General features: G+C 74.9%; 13 protein-coding genes. 7 read left to right on the forward strand and 6 right to left on the reverse strand.

The annotated features are described in order from the left end of the window. Positions 1–166: 166 nt before the first annotated feature. The 3 genes from AC07FK_RS06835 (at position 167) to AC07FK_RS06845 (ending at position 2,731) form a co-directional block, all read left to right on the forward strand. Positions 167–766, forward strand: coding sequence for a DUF3043 domain-containing protein (locus AC07FK_RS06835; RefSeq protein ID WP_479103218.1), 600 nt, complete (start codon positions 167–169; stop codon positions 764–766). A 71-nt stretch (positions 767–837) separates the two neighbouring features. Next, the gene (locus AC07FK_RS06840) at positions 838–1,581 is read left to right on the forward strand and encodes a class I SAM-dependent methyltransferase (protein ID WP_479103921.1); all 744 of its coding nucleotides are present in this window, start codon (positions 838–840) and stop codon (positions 1,579–1,581) included. Between the two features lie 76 nt (positions 1,582–1,657). Continuing rightward, positions 1,658–2,731, forward strand: coding sequence for a S1C family serine protease (locus tag AC07FK_RS06845; protein ID WP_479103219.1), 1,074 nt, complete (start codon positions 1,658–1,660; stop codon positions 2,729–2,731). 174 nt (positions 2,732–2,905) lie between these two features. Here the strand turns inward: AC07FK_RS06845 and AC07FK_RS06850 are convergent, their stop codons facing one another. Beyond that, positions 2,906–3,115 carry a hypothetical protein gene (locus AC07FK_RS06850; RefSeq protein ID WP_214977534.1) on the reverse strand — a complete coding sequence of 70 codons (210 nt, stop codon included), beginning with the start codon at positions 3,113–3,115 and terminating at the stop codon, positions 2,906–2,908. Between the two features lie 99 nt (positions 3,116–3,214). Here AC07FK_RS06850 and AC07FK_RS06855 point away from each other — a divergent pair, with 99 nt between their 5' ends. The 3 genes from AC07FK_RS06855 to AC07FK_RS06865 all read left to right on the forward strand — a co-directional run bounded on the left by AC07FK_RS06855 (position 3,215) and on the right by AC07FK_RS06865 (position 7,529). After that, positions 3,215–4,414, forward strand: a complete 1,200-nt coding sequence (locus AC07FK_RS06855) for a bifunctional adenosylcobinamide kinase/adenosylcobinamide-phosphate guanylyltransferase (RefSeq protein WP_479103221.1) — start codon at positions 3,215–3,217, stop codon at positions 4,412–4,414. Between the two features lie 102 nt (positions 4,415–4,516). Continuing rightward, a complete protein-coding gene (cobT, locus tag AC07FK_RS06860; RefSeq protein WP_479103223.1) occupies positions 4,517–5,668 on the forward strand; it encodes a nicotinate-nucleotide--dimethylbenzimidazole phosphoribosyltransferase in 1,152 nt (383 codons plus the stop codon). 73 nt (positions 5,669–5,741) lie between these two features. After that, complete coding sequence (locus tag AC07FK_RS06865; protein ID WP_479103224.1) at positions 5,742–7,529, forward strand: phosphatidylglycerol lysyltransferase domain-containing protein; 1,788 nt, start codon at positions 5,742–5,744, stop codon at positions 7,527–7,529. Between the two features lie 9 nt (positions 7,530–7,538). Here AC07FK_RS06865 and AC07FK_RS06870 read toward each other — a convergent pair whose 3' ends face one another. Continuing rightward, on the reverse strand, positions 7,539–8,351 hold the full coding sequence (locus tag AC07FK_RS06870) for a hypothetical protein (protein WP_479103225.1): 813 nt from the start codon (positions 8,349–8,351) through the stop codon (positions 7,539–7,541). A 78-nt stretch (positions 8,352–8,429) separates the two neighbouring features. Between AC07FK_RS06870 and AC07FK_RS06875 the strand changes: the two genes are divergently transcribed. Next, positions 8,430–9,230, forward strand: coding sequence for an adenosylcobinamide-GDP ribazoletransferase (locus AC07FK_RS06875; RefSeq protein WP_479103227.1), 801 nt, complete (start codon positions 8,430–8,432; stop codon positions 9,228–9,230). Between the two features lie 49 nt (positions 9,231–9,279). Here the strand turns inward: AC07FK_RS06875 and AC07FK_RS06880 are convergent, their stop codons facing one another. Genes AC07FK_RS06880 through pelF form a run of 4 tightly spaced genes read right to left on the reverse strand, consistent with a single transcriptional unit; the run spans position 9,280 to position 13,817 of the window. Further along, on the reverse strand, positions 9,280–10,080 hold the full coding sequence (locus AC07FK_RS06880; RefSeq protein ID WP_479103228.1) for an endo alpha-1,4 polygalactosaminidase: 801 nt from the start codon (positions 10,078–10,080) through the stop codon (positions 9,280–9,282). Then, positions 10,077–10,715: a spherulation-specific family 4 protein gene (locus tag AC07FK_RS06885; RefSeq protein ID WP_479103229.1), complete on the reverse strand. Its 639-nt coding sequence runs from the start codon at positions 10,713–10,715 to the stop codon at positions 10,077–10,079. The genes AC07FK_RS06880 and AC07FK_RS06885 overlap by 4 nt, the downstream gene beginning before the upstream one ends. Positions 10,716–10,719: 4 nt before the next feature. Beyond that, positions 10,720–12,222: a hypothetical protein gene (locus tag AC07FK_RS06890; RefSeq protein WP_479103231.1), complete on the reverse strand. Its 1,503-nt coding sequence runs from the start codon at positions 12,220–12,222 to the stop codon at positions 10,720–10,722. Then, positions 12,222–13,817: a GT4 family glycosyltransferase PelF gene (gene pelF, locus AC07FK_RS06895; protein WP_479103233.1), complete on the reverse strand. Its 1,596-nt coding sequence runs from the start codon at positions 13,815–13,817 to the stop codon at positions 12,222–12,224. Before pelF ends, AC07FK_RS06890 begins: the two co-directional genes overlap by 1 nt. Positions 13,818–13,830 lie beyond the last annotated feature (13 nt).

Below are 13,830 nucleotides of genomic sequence, written 5' to 3' on the forward strand. Positions count from 1 at the left end.
GTCCATTACCGCACTGTTCGCGGGCCGATGTGCTCCTCCTCCAGGACGACTGCCGTCGGCCGGGCTCCGGCTCAGGGAGTAGGAGGCAGTCGGGGAAACGGACCGTTGCGGGATCGTTCCCGCCCGGGCTGGGGTCCATGCGCCCCACCCCGTACCCTTGGGCTTTGTGTTCCGTAGCCGTTCCTCCAAGGAAGAGAAGGCCCCCACCGACAAGGTGCAGGTGGACCTCTCCAAAGCGTCCCGTGACCCGCAGGCCCCGAAGGGCCGCCCCACCCCGAAGCGCGCTGTCGCACAGTCGCAGCGCCGCAACGGTGCGGTGGCTCCGTCGAACCGCAAGGAGGCGATGAAGCGTCAGCGCGAGGCCCGCCGTGCGGACCTGGCCCGGCAGCGGGAGGCACTGGCGAGCGGGGACGAGCGCTACCTGCCGGCCCGCGACAAGGGCCCCGTACGCCGCTTCGTCCGCGACTTCGTCGACTCGCGCTTCTGCGTGGCCGAGTTCTTCCTGCCGCTCGCGGTGGTGATCCTCGTCCTGAGCATGATCCGCGTCAACAACATCCAGAACATCGCGCTGCTGCTGTGGCTCGGCGTGATCGTGATGATCGTGATCGACTCGATCGGCCTGGTCGTCCGGCTCAAGAAGCAGCTCAACCAGCGCTTCCCGAACGAGCCGAAGCGCGGCGCCGTCGCGTACGGCCTGATGCGCACCCTCCAGATGCGCCGCCTGCGCCTGCCGAAGCCCCAGGTCAAGCGCGGGGAACGGCCCTGAGCGCGGAAGAATCCACAGGCATCTCCCGGTTCGAGGGCGCGGCGGCCGACTGGCTGAAGGGCGTCGGCACCCTGCGCGACACCGTGCGCCAGGAGCTGGTCGCGCGCCAGCTCGACGAGCAGATATCGGCCCGCTTCCCGGTGGGCCGGCGGCTCGCCGTGCTCGACGTGGGCATGGGGCAGGGCACCCAGGCCCTGCGCCTGGCCCGCGCCGGTCACAGGGTGACCGGGCTGGAGTCCGACCCGCAGATGCTGGTCGCGGCGCGCGAGGCGCTGGCCGGCGAGCCCGAGGGCATCCGGGAGCGGGTCCGCCTGGTCGAGGGCGACGGCCTGCAGACCGGCGTGCACTTCCTGCCGGGCAGCTTCGACGTGGTGCTGTGCCACGGGGTGCTGATGTACGTCGAGGAGTCCGACGCCATGGTGGCGGGCCTGGGCAGGATGCTGGCGCCCGGCGGGCTGCTCTCCCTGCTCGTACGGAACGCCGACGCGCTCGCGATGCGGCCGGGGCTCGCCGGCGACTGGGCCGGGGCGCTCGCCGCGTTCGACTCGGACGCGTACACCAGCCGGCTCGGCCTACGGGTGCGCGCCGACCGGCTCGACGCCCTGACGTCGACGCTCGCGGGGATAGCCGCCCCGCTGCACGCCTGGTACGGCGTGCGGGTCTTCACCGACAACGCGGAGGGCGACGCCAACGACGCCTCGCGGCTTGCGCCCGAGGAGCTGGAGCGTGTTCTGGCCCTGGAGGACCGCGCGGGCCGGACCGACCCCTACCGCCGGGTCGCGGCGCTGCTGCACCTGTGCGGCGTACGGGGCTGACCGCGCCACCCGGCGGCGCCCCTCCGATGGACCTTCCCCGCGGGCCCCGGATTCCCCCGAAAGGGAGACTCCAGGCATGGACGGATCACGTGACCCCGGCCGTGCGCGCCGCCGGATCCCGCTGCCCCCGACCGCCGCGGCCTGCGCGGTCGTGCTGGCCTGTCTGAGCGGGTGTTCCGGCTCCCCCGCGGCGTCCGCGCCGGCGGAGGCGGGAGCGCCCGTGGCGCGGCAGGACCTGGAGAGCGACTACCGGAGGGTGATCAGGGACGCACTGCCGTCGGTCGTCCAGATCGACGCGTCCGACAGCCTGGGCTCCGGCGTCGTGTACGACGACCGGGGTCATGTCGTCACCAACGCGCACGTGGTGGGCCGCGAGCGGGACTTCAAGGTCACGGCGGCCACCGGCGGGGCCCCGATCGGCGCCCGGCTCGTCGCCGCGTACCCGGAGCAGGACCTCGCCGTGATCAAGCTGGACAGCATCCCCGAGGGGCTGCGGCCGGCCAGGTTCGCGGACTCGTCGCACGTCGAGGTGGGGCAGATCGTGCTCGCGATGGGCAGTCCCCTGGGCCTGTCGAGCAGCGTCACGCAGGGCATCGTCTCGGCGGTCGGCAGGACGGTCAGCGAAGGGCGTTCGGGCGGCGGCACGGGCGCGACCCTCGCCAACCTGGTGCAGACCTCGGCGGCGATCAACCCCGGCAACAGCGGCGGCGCGCTGGTCGACCTCGACAGCGAGGTCATCGGCATCCCGACGCTGGCGGCCGGCGACCCGCAGACGGGCGGCGGCACGGCGCCGGGGATCGGCTTCGCGATCCCCGCCTCGACGGTGCGGACGATCGCCGGCCAGATCGTGCGCGACGGCAGGGTCACCGACTCGGGGCGGGCGGCGCTGGACATCACGGGCCGGACCGTCCTGAACGACGACTTCCGGCCGTCGGGCGTGGCCGTCGTTTCGGCCGAGCGGGGCGGCGCGGCGCAGGAGGCCGGGATGCGGGCGGGGGACGTCATCACGGCGCTCGACGGCGAGCAGATCACGACGATCACCTCACTGGCGGAGGCCCTGGCCCCGCACAAGCCCGGCGACCGGGTGCGGGTGGACTACCTGCGCGGCGACGAACGGCGCACGGCTCGGGTGACGCTCGGGGAGATCTGAGGGGCGCGGCGGTCGCCGAGGGTGCGGTCCCGGCCGCCGTACGGCCTCGCTCGCACGCCGTACGACGGCCGGGGCGCCGGCGCCGGGTCCTTCGGGCCCGTCGGGGCGTACGCGCCCCGTGGCCCTGCCGGCCGCCCGGCCGCCGGCCGACTCAACCGGCCGGCGGCCGGTCCGTCAGGCCTCTTCCGCGTGCAGGTTCATCGGGCCGTAGATCTTCGTCCCGTCGTCGAAGAGCACCACCTGGTCGGCGCCGCCTTCGACCAGGTCCTTCCAGACCTCGCCGATCCACGACTCCGCGTCGCCCTGCGTGGTGAACTCCTCCGGCACCACCGCCGGCTGGACCTCCGTACCGTCGGCCTTCTCGAACCGCCACGTCCACGCCATGTCGCCTCCCGGGTCCCACCCGTGCCTTCGTCCAGCACAGCCTGCTCCGCAGAGTAGCCGGGCGCGCACCACCGGCGGGGACGCGGGAGGATCGTCCTCGTGGAACTGACTCTCCTCGGCACAGGGGCCCCGGCCGGCCTGCCCCGCCCCGACTGCCCCTGCGCCTCGTGCGCCACCGCCCGCGGCGGGCTCGTCCGGGCGGCGACCGCGCTGCTCGTGGACGGCGCCCTGCTGCTCGACCTGACGCCGGGGGCCGCGCTGGCCGCCGCCCGTTCCGGGCACTCGCTGTCCGGCGTACGGCAGGTGCTGCTGACGCACCCGCACGACGGGCCTCCGGTGGAGCTGCCGCCCGGGCTGCCCGCGGCGGGGCGGGTGCCGGACGGGCGGCAGCTGACGCTGATCAGCGGGCACCGGGTGCGGGCGGTGCCGATGGACTCGCCCGGCACGGGGTACGAGGTGACCTCGCCGGACGGCGAGCTGCTGCTGTACCTGCCGCCGGGCGGCGCACCGGCCGGGGGTACGACGGACGGCCGTACGTACGACATGGTCGTCGCCGACGTCACGGGCCGGCCGGACGCGCTGGCGCGGCTGCGGGCGGCGGGGGCCGTCGGCGCGACCACGGACGTCATCGCCGTACACCTCGACCACGACCTGCCGCCGGGCCCCGAGCTGGAGCGGCGGCTCGCGGCGGCGGGCGCGCGGGCCGTGCCGGACGGGACGACGGTGGTCGTCGGGGAGTACCACGCGGTGCCCGACGTGCCGCGCCGGACGCTGGTGCTGGGCGGGGCGCGATCGGGCAAGTCGGTGGAGGCGGAACGGCGCCTGGAGACGTTTCCCGAGGTGGTGTACGTCGCCACGAGCGGGGCCCGGAACGGCGACGCGGAGTGGGCGGAGCGGGTGGCGCTGCACCGGGGCCGCCGGCCGGGCGCGTGGCGCACCGAGGAGACGTGCGAGCTGACTCCCCTGCTGGCGGCCGACGGGCCGCCGCTGCTGATCGACTGCCTGGCGCTGTGGCTGACCGACGCGATGGACCGGGTCGGGGCGTGGGACGACGCGAAGTGGGCCGCGGACGGCCGGCGGGCGCTGGGGGAACGGGTGACGGAGCTGGTGGAGGCGGTACGGGCGACGCGGCGGACGGTGGTGGCGGTGAGCAACGAGGTCGGCTCGGGCGTCGTGCCGGCCACCGCGAGCGGCCGCCGCTTCCGCGACGAACTGGGCCGCCTGAACGCCGCGTTCGCCGGCGAGTGCGAACAGGTGCTGCTCGTGGTGGCCGGGCAGGCGATGGTGCTGCGGGGGTGAGCGGGCCGCGGGGCCGCTCACCGGGGGCGGCGTGCGGACGGGTCCCGGCGGCCGGTCGCCACCGCCGCCCGGGGCGGGGGACGTGCCGGTACTGTTCGACGAATGAGCTCGCTTAACCTCGACGACTTCTCCGACCTGATCGAACGCCCCGACGGCGGCGTCCGGCGCGATGCCGAAGAACGCCGGGAGCGCCTGATCGTGCCGCCGGGCGCACTCGGCCGGCTCGACGAGCTGGGCGAGTGGCTGTCGGCCGCGCAGGCGTCCGTGCGGGTCAAGCCCGTCGAACGGCCCCGCGTGGTCCTGTTCGCCGGCGACCACGGCGTCGCCGGGCTGGGCGTCTCCGGCCGGCCCGCCGGCGGCGCGTACCGGCTCGTGCGCGCCGTGCTGGACGGCGAGAGCCCCGTCGCCGTGCTGGCCCGCCGGGCCGGCGCGACCGTGCGCGTCGTCGACGCCGGGCTGGACTGCGATCCGCGGCTGCTGCCCGAGGACGTCGTACGCCACCGGGTACGGCGCGGTTCCGGGCGCATCGACATCGAGGACGCGCTCACGGCGGAGGAGGCCGAGCAGGCCGTCCGCCTCGGCATGGCGATCGCCGACGAGGAGGCCGACTCCGGCACCGACCTCGTCGTACTCGGTGATCTGAGCGTCGGCGGCACCACCGCCGCCGCCACCCTGATCGCCGCCCTGTGCGGCACCGACGCGTCGGTGGTCACGGGGCGCGGCGGCGTTCCGATCGACGACCTGGCGTGGATGCGCAAGTGCGCCGCCATCCGGGACGCGCTGCGCCGGGCCCGGCCCGTACTGGGCGACCAGCTGGAGCTGCTGGCGACCGTCGGCGGGGCCGACATCGCCGCGGCGACCGGTTTCCTCCTGCAGTGCGCTGTGCGGCGTACGCCCGTGATCCTCGACGGCGTGGTGTCCGCCGCCTGCGCTCTGGTGGGGCAGCGCGCCGCGTTCCGGGCGCCCGACTGGTGGCTCGCGGGTCAGGTGAGCGGTGAGCCGGGCCAGGCGAAGGCGCTGGACCGGATGGCGCTCAACCCTCTGCTCGACCAGGGCGTCACTGTGGGGGAAGGAACCGGGGCACTGCTCGCGCTCCCTCTCGTACAGGCTGCCGCCGCCCTCGCGGCGGAGCTGCCCGAGCGAACGGCCGGCGCGGAGGCAGCGGCCGGGGACGGACCCGGTGGGCAGGACGGCTCCGCCGACGACGCGGCCCCGGACGAGGCGGCCGTAGGGACCGGGAGCGCGACGGACTGAGCCCGGGTGCGGCCGGCGACGACCGGCCGCACACACGCTCCCGACGGCGTAATGCCCCATATCATCGCCTTTCATGGGAGAAGTCCGCTTGGTCACCGAAGGAACGAACCGAACGAGCCCGGCGAACCGCAGCGGCACCCCCCGCTCGCGCCGCGCCGCGGCGTTCGCCGTCTGGTATCTGCGCGTCGTGACGTTCGTCAACTTCCTGAGCGCGGTGTGGGTTTCGCTCGGCCAGGATCTGCGGCGCCACAACACCGACGACTACTTCACCCCGTACCTGCTGACGGCGGGCTTCGCCTCCGGCGCCTTCACGCTCTTCCTGGCGATCACCATGCGGCGCCGCAAACGCGCCGCCTGGATCCTCAACTGCGCGCTCGGCGGCAGCTTCCTGCTGCTCTTCGCCCTCGCGATGCTCTTCCCCGAGGTCCGGCGGTACTGGCAGAACTGGGTCTCCCTGATCCTCACCGCCGCCTTCGTCGTGGCCCTGCTGCTCGGCCGGCGCGAGTTCTACGCCAAGGGCGACCGCTCCAACCCCGTGCTGGCCGCCGTCGTCGCCCTCGGCGGGCTGCTGGTCACGTCGCTGATCGCCACGTTCCTCGTGACGGCCAGCAACACGGCGCCCGACGACGCCCGGTCCTCCTTCCCCGACCGCTGGCGGTACGGCGTGATGCGGCTGGTGTCGCTGGCCCCCGACGACGCCCGCTTCCAGGGCATCACCACGCCGGGCTGGGTCAACGTCGCCATCAACGTCATGAGCACGCTGCTGCTGCTCGCCGTGCTGTACGCCGCCTTCCGCTCCCGCAGGACCGTCGACCCGATCACCGAGGAGGACGAGGCCGGACTGCGCGCCCTGCTCGACAGGTTCGGCGACCGCGACTCCCTCGGTTACTTCGCGCTGCGCCGCGAGAAGAGCGCCGTCTGGTCCCCCACCGGCAAGGCCGCGGTCACCTACCGGGTCGTCGGCGGCGTGTCGCTGGCGTCCGGCGACCCGATCGGCGACCCGGAGGCGTGGCCCGGCGCGATCGAGCCGTGGCTGGCCGAGGCGCGTGAGCACGGCTGGATCCCCGCCGTGATGGGCGCGAGCGAGGAGGGCGGCATCGTCTACGCCCGGCACGGCCTGGACGCCCTCGAACTGGGCGACGAGGCGATCGTCGAGATCGACGAGTTCACGCTGGAGGGCCGCGCCATGCGCACCGTACGCCAGGCGTACAACCGCGTGAAGCGGGCCGGCTACACGGTCCGGATCCGCCGCCACGCGGACATCCCCGAGGTCGAGATGGCCGAGCTGCTGCGCAGGGCCGACGACTGGCGCGACGGGGAGACCGAGCGCGGCTTCTCGATGGCGCTCGGCCGGCTCGGGGACCCGGCGGACGGGCAGTGCGTGATGCTCGAATGCACCGACGGACAGGGGAGGCTGAGGGCCGTGCTGAGCTTCGTGCCGTGGGGGCCGCACGGCCTGTCCCTCGACCTGATGCGGCGTGACCGGGACTCCGAGAACGGCCTGATGGAGTTCATGGTCATCGAACTGCTCCAGTCCGCCGAGAAGATCGGGATCACGCAGGTCTCGCTGAACTTCGCGATGTTCAGGTCCGTCTTCGAACGCGGCTCGAAGCTCGGCGCGGGGCCGGTCCTGCGGATGTGGCGCTCCCTGCTCAGCTTCTTCTCGCGCTGGTGGCAGATCGAGTCGCTGTACCGGGCCAACGCCAAGTACCGGCCGATCTGGGAACCTCGGTTCATGCTCTTCGAGAAGAGCAGCGACCTGCTGCGCATCGGTCTCGCGTCGGCCCGCGCCGAAGGGTTCCTGGAGGCGCCGGGGCTGCCGAGGTGGATGCACCGCAAGCACCTGGAGACGCGCCGGTGACGTGCGCGGTCACTTCCGGCCGGACGACGGCGTCCCCTCGTCCGCGCCGGACGACGGCGTCCGGTCGCCCGCACCGGGCGACGGCGTGCGGTCGGGGGTCCCGCCGATCAGGTCCTGGAACCTGCGGCTGAGCCCCGACCAGCGGCGGTCGTGGTGCCACAGCCGCAGCGCCGCCCGGGCCCGGGCCCTCGGACGGCGGCGGTAGAGGCGCTTGGCCCAGGGGGAGCCCGGCTTGGCCAGCCGGACGGCGCCGATCAGCGCGACGAGGGGCACGACCGCGCCGAACAGCGCGGTGAGGAGCTTGCCCTTGGTGAGCGCGACGACCGCCAGCAGGAAGTTGACGCAGACGTTGAGGACGACCACGCCCCGCCCCTGCTCCTCGTCGGGCGTCAGTTCGTCGACCCCGAACGGGACGGACCCGATGAGGACCAGGCCGACCACGGCGGCGGTGACCACCACGACCTCGACGCTCTGGCGGCCCTGTTCGCTCCAGTAGACGTCGTCGAGGTGCAGGACCAGGGCGAACTCGTCGAGGACCAGCCCGACGCCGATCCCGAAGATCACCGCGCACAGCCCCGAGCTGATGCCGTGCGCGCCGGTGGCCACCGCCCCGAAGCCTCCGATCGTCATGAGGATCACGCCGGGCACCACGTGGTGGATGTGCAGGCCGCCGGGTGAGACGTTCCTGAAGGGGCCGCGGCCGGCACGGATCAGCCGGGTGATGGTGCGGGTGATCAGGAACGTCAGGATGAAGGAGAGCAGGGCGAGCAGCAGGGGGAGTTTCCCCGGCTCCAGGATGTTGCGATACCACCAGTGACCCATGCCACTCGCTTCCCCTCTGGGTGCTTTTGTGCGTAAAGCGCAACTTACCGGCCGCCCCGGGCGACTAGCGTGCGCGCCGTGACCTCTCTCCTCGCCGCGGCCTCCCTCCTCGGGGACGGCATACGTTTCGCCTTCGGCACGCTGACCGTGTTCCCCGTACGCCTGACCCGGTGGGACCGGGAGGCGGCGCGCGCCGGAATGCTGTGCGCCCCGCTGGCCGGGCTCGCGGTGGGCCTCGGCGCGGCGGCCGTCGGCGGCGTCCTGCTGCTGCTCGGGGCGGGGCCGCTGCTCGCCGCCGTGGCGAGCGCCGCCGTACCCGCCGTCCTCACCCGCGGCCTGCACCTCGACGGTCTCGCCGACACCGCCGACGGCCTGGGCAGCGGAAAACCGGCCGAAGAGGCGCTGCGGATCATGAAGCAGTCGGACATCGGCCCGTTCGGCGTCGTCACACTGCTGTTCACGCTCCTCGCCCAGGTGGCCGCGCTGCACGGGCTGTACGCCGCCGGGTGGGCGCACGGCGCGGCCGGCGCCGCCGTCTCGGCCGTCGCCGCCCGCCTGGCCCTGACGCTCGCCTCCCGTACGGGAGTTCCCCCGGCCCGCCCCGACGGGCTCGGCGCGGCGGTCGCGGGGACGGTCCCGGCGTGGGCGGCATGGACCCTCGCGGGCGCGGTGGCGGCCGTCTGCGCGGGCGGCGCGGGCCTGGCGTACGGCCCGTACGCCGCGCTGCGGTACGCCGCCGCCGTGCTGGTCGCGCTCGGTGTGGCGCACCTGCTGCTGGGGCGCTGCGTGCGGCGGTTCGGCGGGGTCACCGGCGACGTCTTCGGCGGCGTGGCGGAGGCGGCGGCGACGGCCGCGCTGGTGGTCCTGGTGCTGGGGTGACCCGCGCACGCCGCCGCTGAGCCGGTGGACGGGCAGCTGGCGGAACCGGTCAGTCGCAGGGCTCGCGCCACACCCCGAGGTCGTACTTCTTCCGCATCGAGCTGAGCTTCAGCTCGCGCGAGCCGGGGCAGAAGCGGCTGGTCGGCAGCTCGTACTCGACGTGGAACACCGCCTTGCCGGCCCGGACGAACGGCGTCAGCTCCGCGCACTCGTCGTACTGGGCGCACTGCTCGTTGACCGCGAAGTCGAAGTCGTCCACCAGCTCGGGGATCTGGTCGAGATCGTTCTTGAGGCCGACGGCCAGGCCCCGGTCGTGGGCGAGGCGGGCGATCAGGCGGTTGTAGCGGAGCTGGTCGTCCGCGGTGAGGGGAAAGCCGGTGCGGTTGCGGTAGCCGTCCATGTTGTCGGGCTCGACCGCGTCGAAGCCCTTGTCGCGGCAGATGTCCATGCGGCGGGCCATCAGCGGCTCCAGGACGTCGGTACGGCGGATGTCGAGCCAGCGCTCGCCCTTCCAGCCGTTGCCCCGCCCCAGAACGGCCTGCGGGAACGCGTCGGCGTCCGGCCGGAACTCCTCCCACGCGCCCGTCGAGAGGTAGCAGATGACCTTCCGGCCACGGCGGTGCAGGTCGGCGACGGCGGAGGCGGGGTGGTCGAAGCCGTCGATGTCGTACACCGGTACGTCGACGGTGGGGTCGAGTGCGCCGCTGAGCTGCCACTGCCAGGCGACACCGGGCTCCGGCCGCCAGCGGGCGCTCCGCGCCCCGCGGTCGTCGGGCGGGGGAGACCCGCCGCCCGTGCAGCCGGCGAGCAGCACCAGCGGAAGCAGGAGGAGGACGGCGCGCAGTCTCACCTGGCGGCCTCCAGGGCGTGCGGCAGCGTCCCCCAGGGGTGCGGCGCTTCGCCCGGTACGACGCAGCCGACGGCGGCGCTGAACGCGGCGGCGGGCGGCGCGGCGTACACGAGGTGGCACACGCGCTCGCGGTCGTGCGGAGCCGCCGCCGGGACGCGGGCGTCCGGGCTCCGGCGGTACGTCGCCCAGGTGCCCTCGAACGTGACGAGGAGGTCGGCGAGTTCGAGGTAGCCGGGGTCGGGGCGGACGCCGTGGTTGAGGACGACGGTGGCCGCGCCGGCCGCGCGCGCGGCGGCGGCCAGCCCGCGGTAGTGGGGCAGCGCCCGCGGTCCGGCCGCCGCCTGGTCGAGGAACGCGCCGTCCGCGCCGTACCAGTCGCGGTGGCGGAGCAGGTCCCCGGCGACGGCGGTGTGCGGGCGGCGCGCGTAGTCGGTGTCGGTGTACCCGAGGACGCGTACGCCCGCCGCGCGCAGGCGCGCGGACACGGCGGCGAAGGCGGGATCGGGCGCTTCGCCGGGGCCGTCGGCCGGGTTGAGCACAACGCCGTACAGGCGGGAGGCCGCGCGGATCACGGTCTCCCAGGCGTCCGGGCGTTCGGCGGGGTGCTCGTAGAACGGCACGAGCAGATTCTTCACCCGTTCATTCTCCGGGACGATGGGCCGTGGCACGACCGAGGCGTACGCAGACCAGTGCGGTCAGCAGCGCCGCCGCGGCCACAGGGACGGCGAGCGCGGCGAGTCCGGGCACGGGCGGGTCCGCGAACAGGGCCGCCGTCTGGAGGAGTGCGGCCGCACCGCAGACGGTCGCCGCGGCGGTCACCGCCCCGAACGCCTGGAGCAGCAGCCCCGTCCACAGCGTCACGCCGGTGAGCAGCAGTCCGGTCGCGCGGGCCGTGTCGGGCACCGGCGCGCCTAGCCACAGCAGGGTCGTCGCGGCGAGCAGGGCGAACAGGACGGCGAGGTAGGTCCCCAGGCACCGGCCGAGGACGAGGGTCGCGGCGCGCCGGAACGACCGTGCGGTGGTGCTCCCCCGCAGCGCCGCGTCGCACCCGCGCCGGAACCGGTACAGGAGCCACTCGGCGGGCCCCATGCTGAGCGTCAGCGCGACGGCGCCGGGGGCGGCGACGACACCGGAGCCGGCGTCCCCGGCGAGCGTGTTGCGGAGCACGGCGTGCAGGACGAGCGTTCCGGTGGCGAGGCCGAAGACGGCGTACGGCACGGAGCGGAGCAGCGAGGGCCCGGGCGGCGGGTGCGACGCGCCGGCGGCCGGGAGCCCGCGTCGTGACATGAACGGCGAACCGGCGCGCCGCACTTCGCGGACCGCCGCCGTCAGCACCGCCGCCCCCGAGGCCGTCAGGAGCGCCGCCCTCCCCGCGGCCGGGACGTCGTACGCGAACGTCAGGGCGGCGCCCGCCGTCAGCGGGGCCAGCGCGTACAGCAGCAGCCGCTCGCGGCCCAGCACGAGCAGCGCCGTCGCCGCGCCCTGGTACAGCGCCTGGGCCGTGGCGAACGCCGCCGCCCCGGCGTCACCCGGCCCCGCGACGGCGAGCGCGGCCGCCGTGCCCAGCAGGGCGCCCGCCGGGGCCCCGGCCGCCAGGGTGCGGGCCGCCGACCGGCGCTCGCCCGTGCCGAGCCGGGTGTACGCGCGGTGGGCCAGCGCCTGGTTCCACGCCCAGCCGACGAGCGTTCCCACGAGCAGGACGTCCGTCCCGGCGGGCAGGCCGCGCCCGGCGCCCGGCGGGGCCGCAAGGAACGGCGCGCCCAGCACGTACGCGAGCCCCGGCAGCGCGAACACCAGCCCGCGCAGCAGGCATCCGGCGAGGCTCATGTCCCAGGGCCCCGCCGCGACCGGGGCCGCCGCCGGTCGCGGGTAGGCGCGGGGCACCCGGGCGAACAGGTCCTCGGCCAGGGCGAACGAGTTCTCGCGGCCGTAGGTGAGACGGATGTGGTCGTCCGTCATCCCGTCGGCCTCCAGGACCGCCGCGATCTCGTCGGGGTGCACGGCGACCGCCGCCGACTCCCCCAGGCGGGCGGCCAGTCCGTCCAGGGGGTCGGCCGCCCAGCTGGGCCGCTGGCCGGGTACGTGCGGCGGCGCCTCGGGCCGCACGCCGACGCCGCCCGCGTCGGTCCCGGGGCCGCTCATCACGCCGCCCCGTGCTTCGACAGATCGTTCCACCAGGCGTCGCCGGGTTCGGCCGCCCAGTCGGCGGGCGCCGCGGCGGCAGGCCCTGCGGACGTCCCGAGGGAGGGCCCGGCGGGGGGAACGGCCGTCGTGGGCGGTACGGCGAGCAGGCCCGACGCGTCCGGCAGGCCGTCCAGTTCGTGGTAGATCCGGCGGAAGCCCTCGACCGACCGGCGCAGGGTGAACAGGTCGACGACGCGCTGCCGCGCGAGCCGCCCCAGTTCGGTCCGCCGGGCGTCGTCGGCCATCAGGTCGAGCACCGCCCGCGCCATCGTCCCGGGTTCGCGCGGCGGCACCACGATCCCGGTGTCGCCCACGGCCTCCCGTACGCCTCCGACGTCCGTCGAGACCGTCGTCCGGCCGCACGACATCGCTTCGAGGATGCTGAAGGGGAAGCCCTCGCTGATGCTGGAGAGCATCACGATGTGCCCCGCCCCGTAGGCGCGCGCCACGTCGGACACGCGCCCCTCGAAGGTGACGCCGTCGGTGACCCCGAGCTCCGCCGCCAGTTTCTCCAGCCGGGTGCGGTACGCCTCGCCGCCCTCCGGCACTCCGCCGAACAGCCGCAGCCGCAGGCGCGGGATCCGGGCGCGGGCGAGTGCGTAGGCCCGTACGAGCGTCTCCAGGTCCTTGATGGGGTCGATGCGGCCGGCCCAGCTGAGGGTGGGGACGTCCGGCTCGGGACCGGCGTACGGGAAGAGGTGCGGGTCGACGCCGTTGTAGACGGTGCGGATGCGGTCGGCGGGCGCGCCGCCGCGCTCCTCCCACCGGCGGTTGTACTGGTTGCAGGGCGTGATCAGGTCGGCCTCCCGGTAGCCGAGCGAGTTCAGCGCGCGGTAGAAGCCGAGCAGCAGCGCCTTGACCGGCCAGCGCTCGCCGGCCGTGCGCTGCCCGAGGTAGCGCTCGCGCAGGTAGATGCCGTGCTCGGTGAGCAGGAAGGGCGCCCCGTCGAAGTGCTTGGCGGTGAGCGCGGGCAGGGTGGCGAGGCCGCTGCTGACGGCGTGCGCGACGCTGCCCGCCGGGATGCGGGTGGCCAGCGGGCGGAGCAGGTGCTCCAGCAGGTCGCTCGCGGTGAGCGCGTCGTGCAGCGTCGGTCCGGCGCGGGCCGTCTCCAGGTGCCGCATGGTCCACACCCTGGTGAGGGTCCGCAGGGCCGCCTCCGAGCGCAGCGCGCGGGTCAGCCGGCCCTGGCGGGAGAGCGCGGCGAGGGCGTACAGCTCATGGCCGAAGTCGCAGCCCGCCTCCGGGTCGAGCACGGCGAGCAGGAAGCGCTCGTACGAGCCGAGGAAGCGGTGGCGCGCGCGGCCGATGAGGGGGCGCGGGGTGCGTCGCCCGCCTCGCGGGTCCCCTCCCCACAGCGGGACGGCCGTGTGCCGGCGCACGTTGGGCGGCAGCTCCCAGGTGACGGGTTCGCGACCGCTGCCGGTGAGCGAGACGATGTGGAAGCCGACGTCGGGCATCCCCCGTACGAGCTGGTCGCACCAGGTGCTGACGCCGCCCTGGACGTGCGGATAGGTGCCTTCGGTGAGCATGCTGACGTGGAGCCCGCGGCTCATGGTCGTGTCCCCC

The organism is Streptomyces sp. NPDC046122 (genome assembly GCF_056429965.1).

Excerpts from the sequence above, each read along its gene's own strand:
- cobT (WP_479103223.1), top strand. The coding sequence starts at position 4,517 with ATGAGCTCGCTTAACCTCGACGACTTCTCCGACCTGATCGAACGCCCC.
- AC07FK_RS06850 (WP_214977534.1), bottom strand. The coding sequence starts at position 3,115 with ATGGCGTGGACGTGGCGGTTCGAGAAGGCCGACGGTACGGAGGTCCAG.
- AC07FK_RS06870 (WP_479103225.1), bottom strand. The coding sequence starts at position 8,351 with ATGGGTCACTGGTGGTATCGCAACATCCTGGAGCCGGGGAAACTCCCC.
- AC07FK_RS06865 (WP_479103224.1), top strand. The coding sequence starts at position 5,742 with ATGGGAGAAGTCCGCTTGGTCACCGAAGGAACGAACCGAACGAGCCCG.
- AC07FK_RS06890 (WP_479103231.1), bottom strand. The coding sequence starts at position 12,222 with ATGAGCGGCCCCGGGACCGACGCGGGCGGCGTCGGCGTGCGGCCCGAG.
- AC07FK_RS06845 (WP_479103219.1), top strand. The coding sequence starts at position 1,658 with ATGGACGGATCACGTGACCCCGGCCGTGCGCGCCGCCGGATCCCGCTG.
- pelF (WP_479103233.1), bottom strand. The coding sequence starts at position 13,817 with ATGAGCCGCGGGCTCCACGTCAGCATGCTCACCGAAGGCACCTATCCG.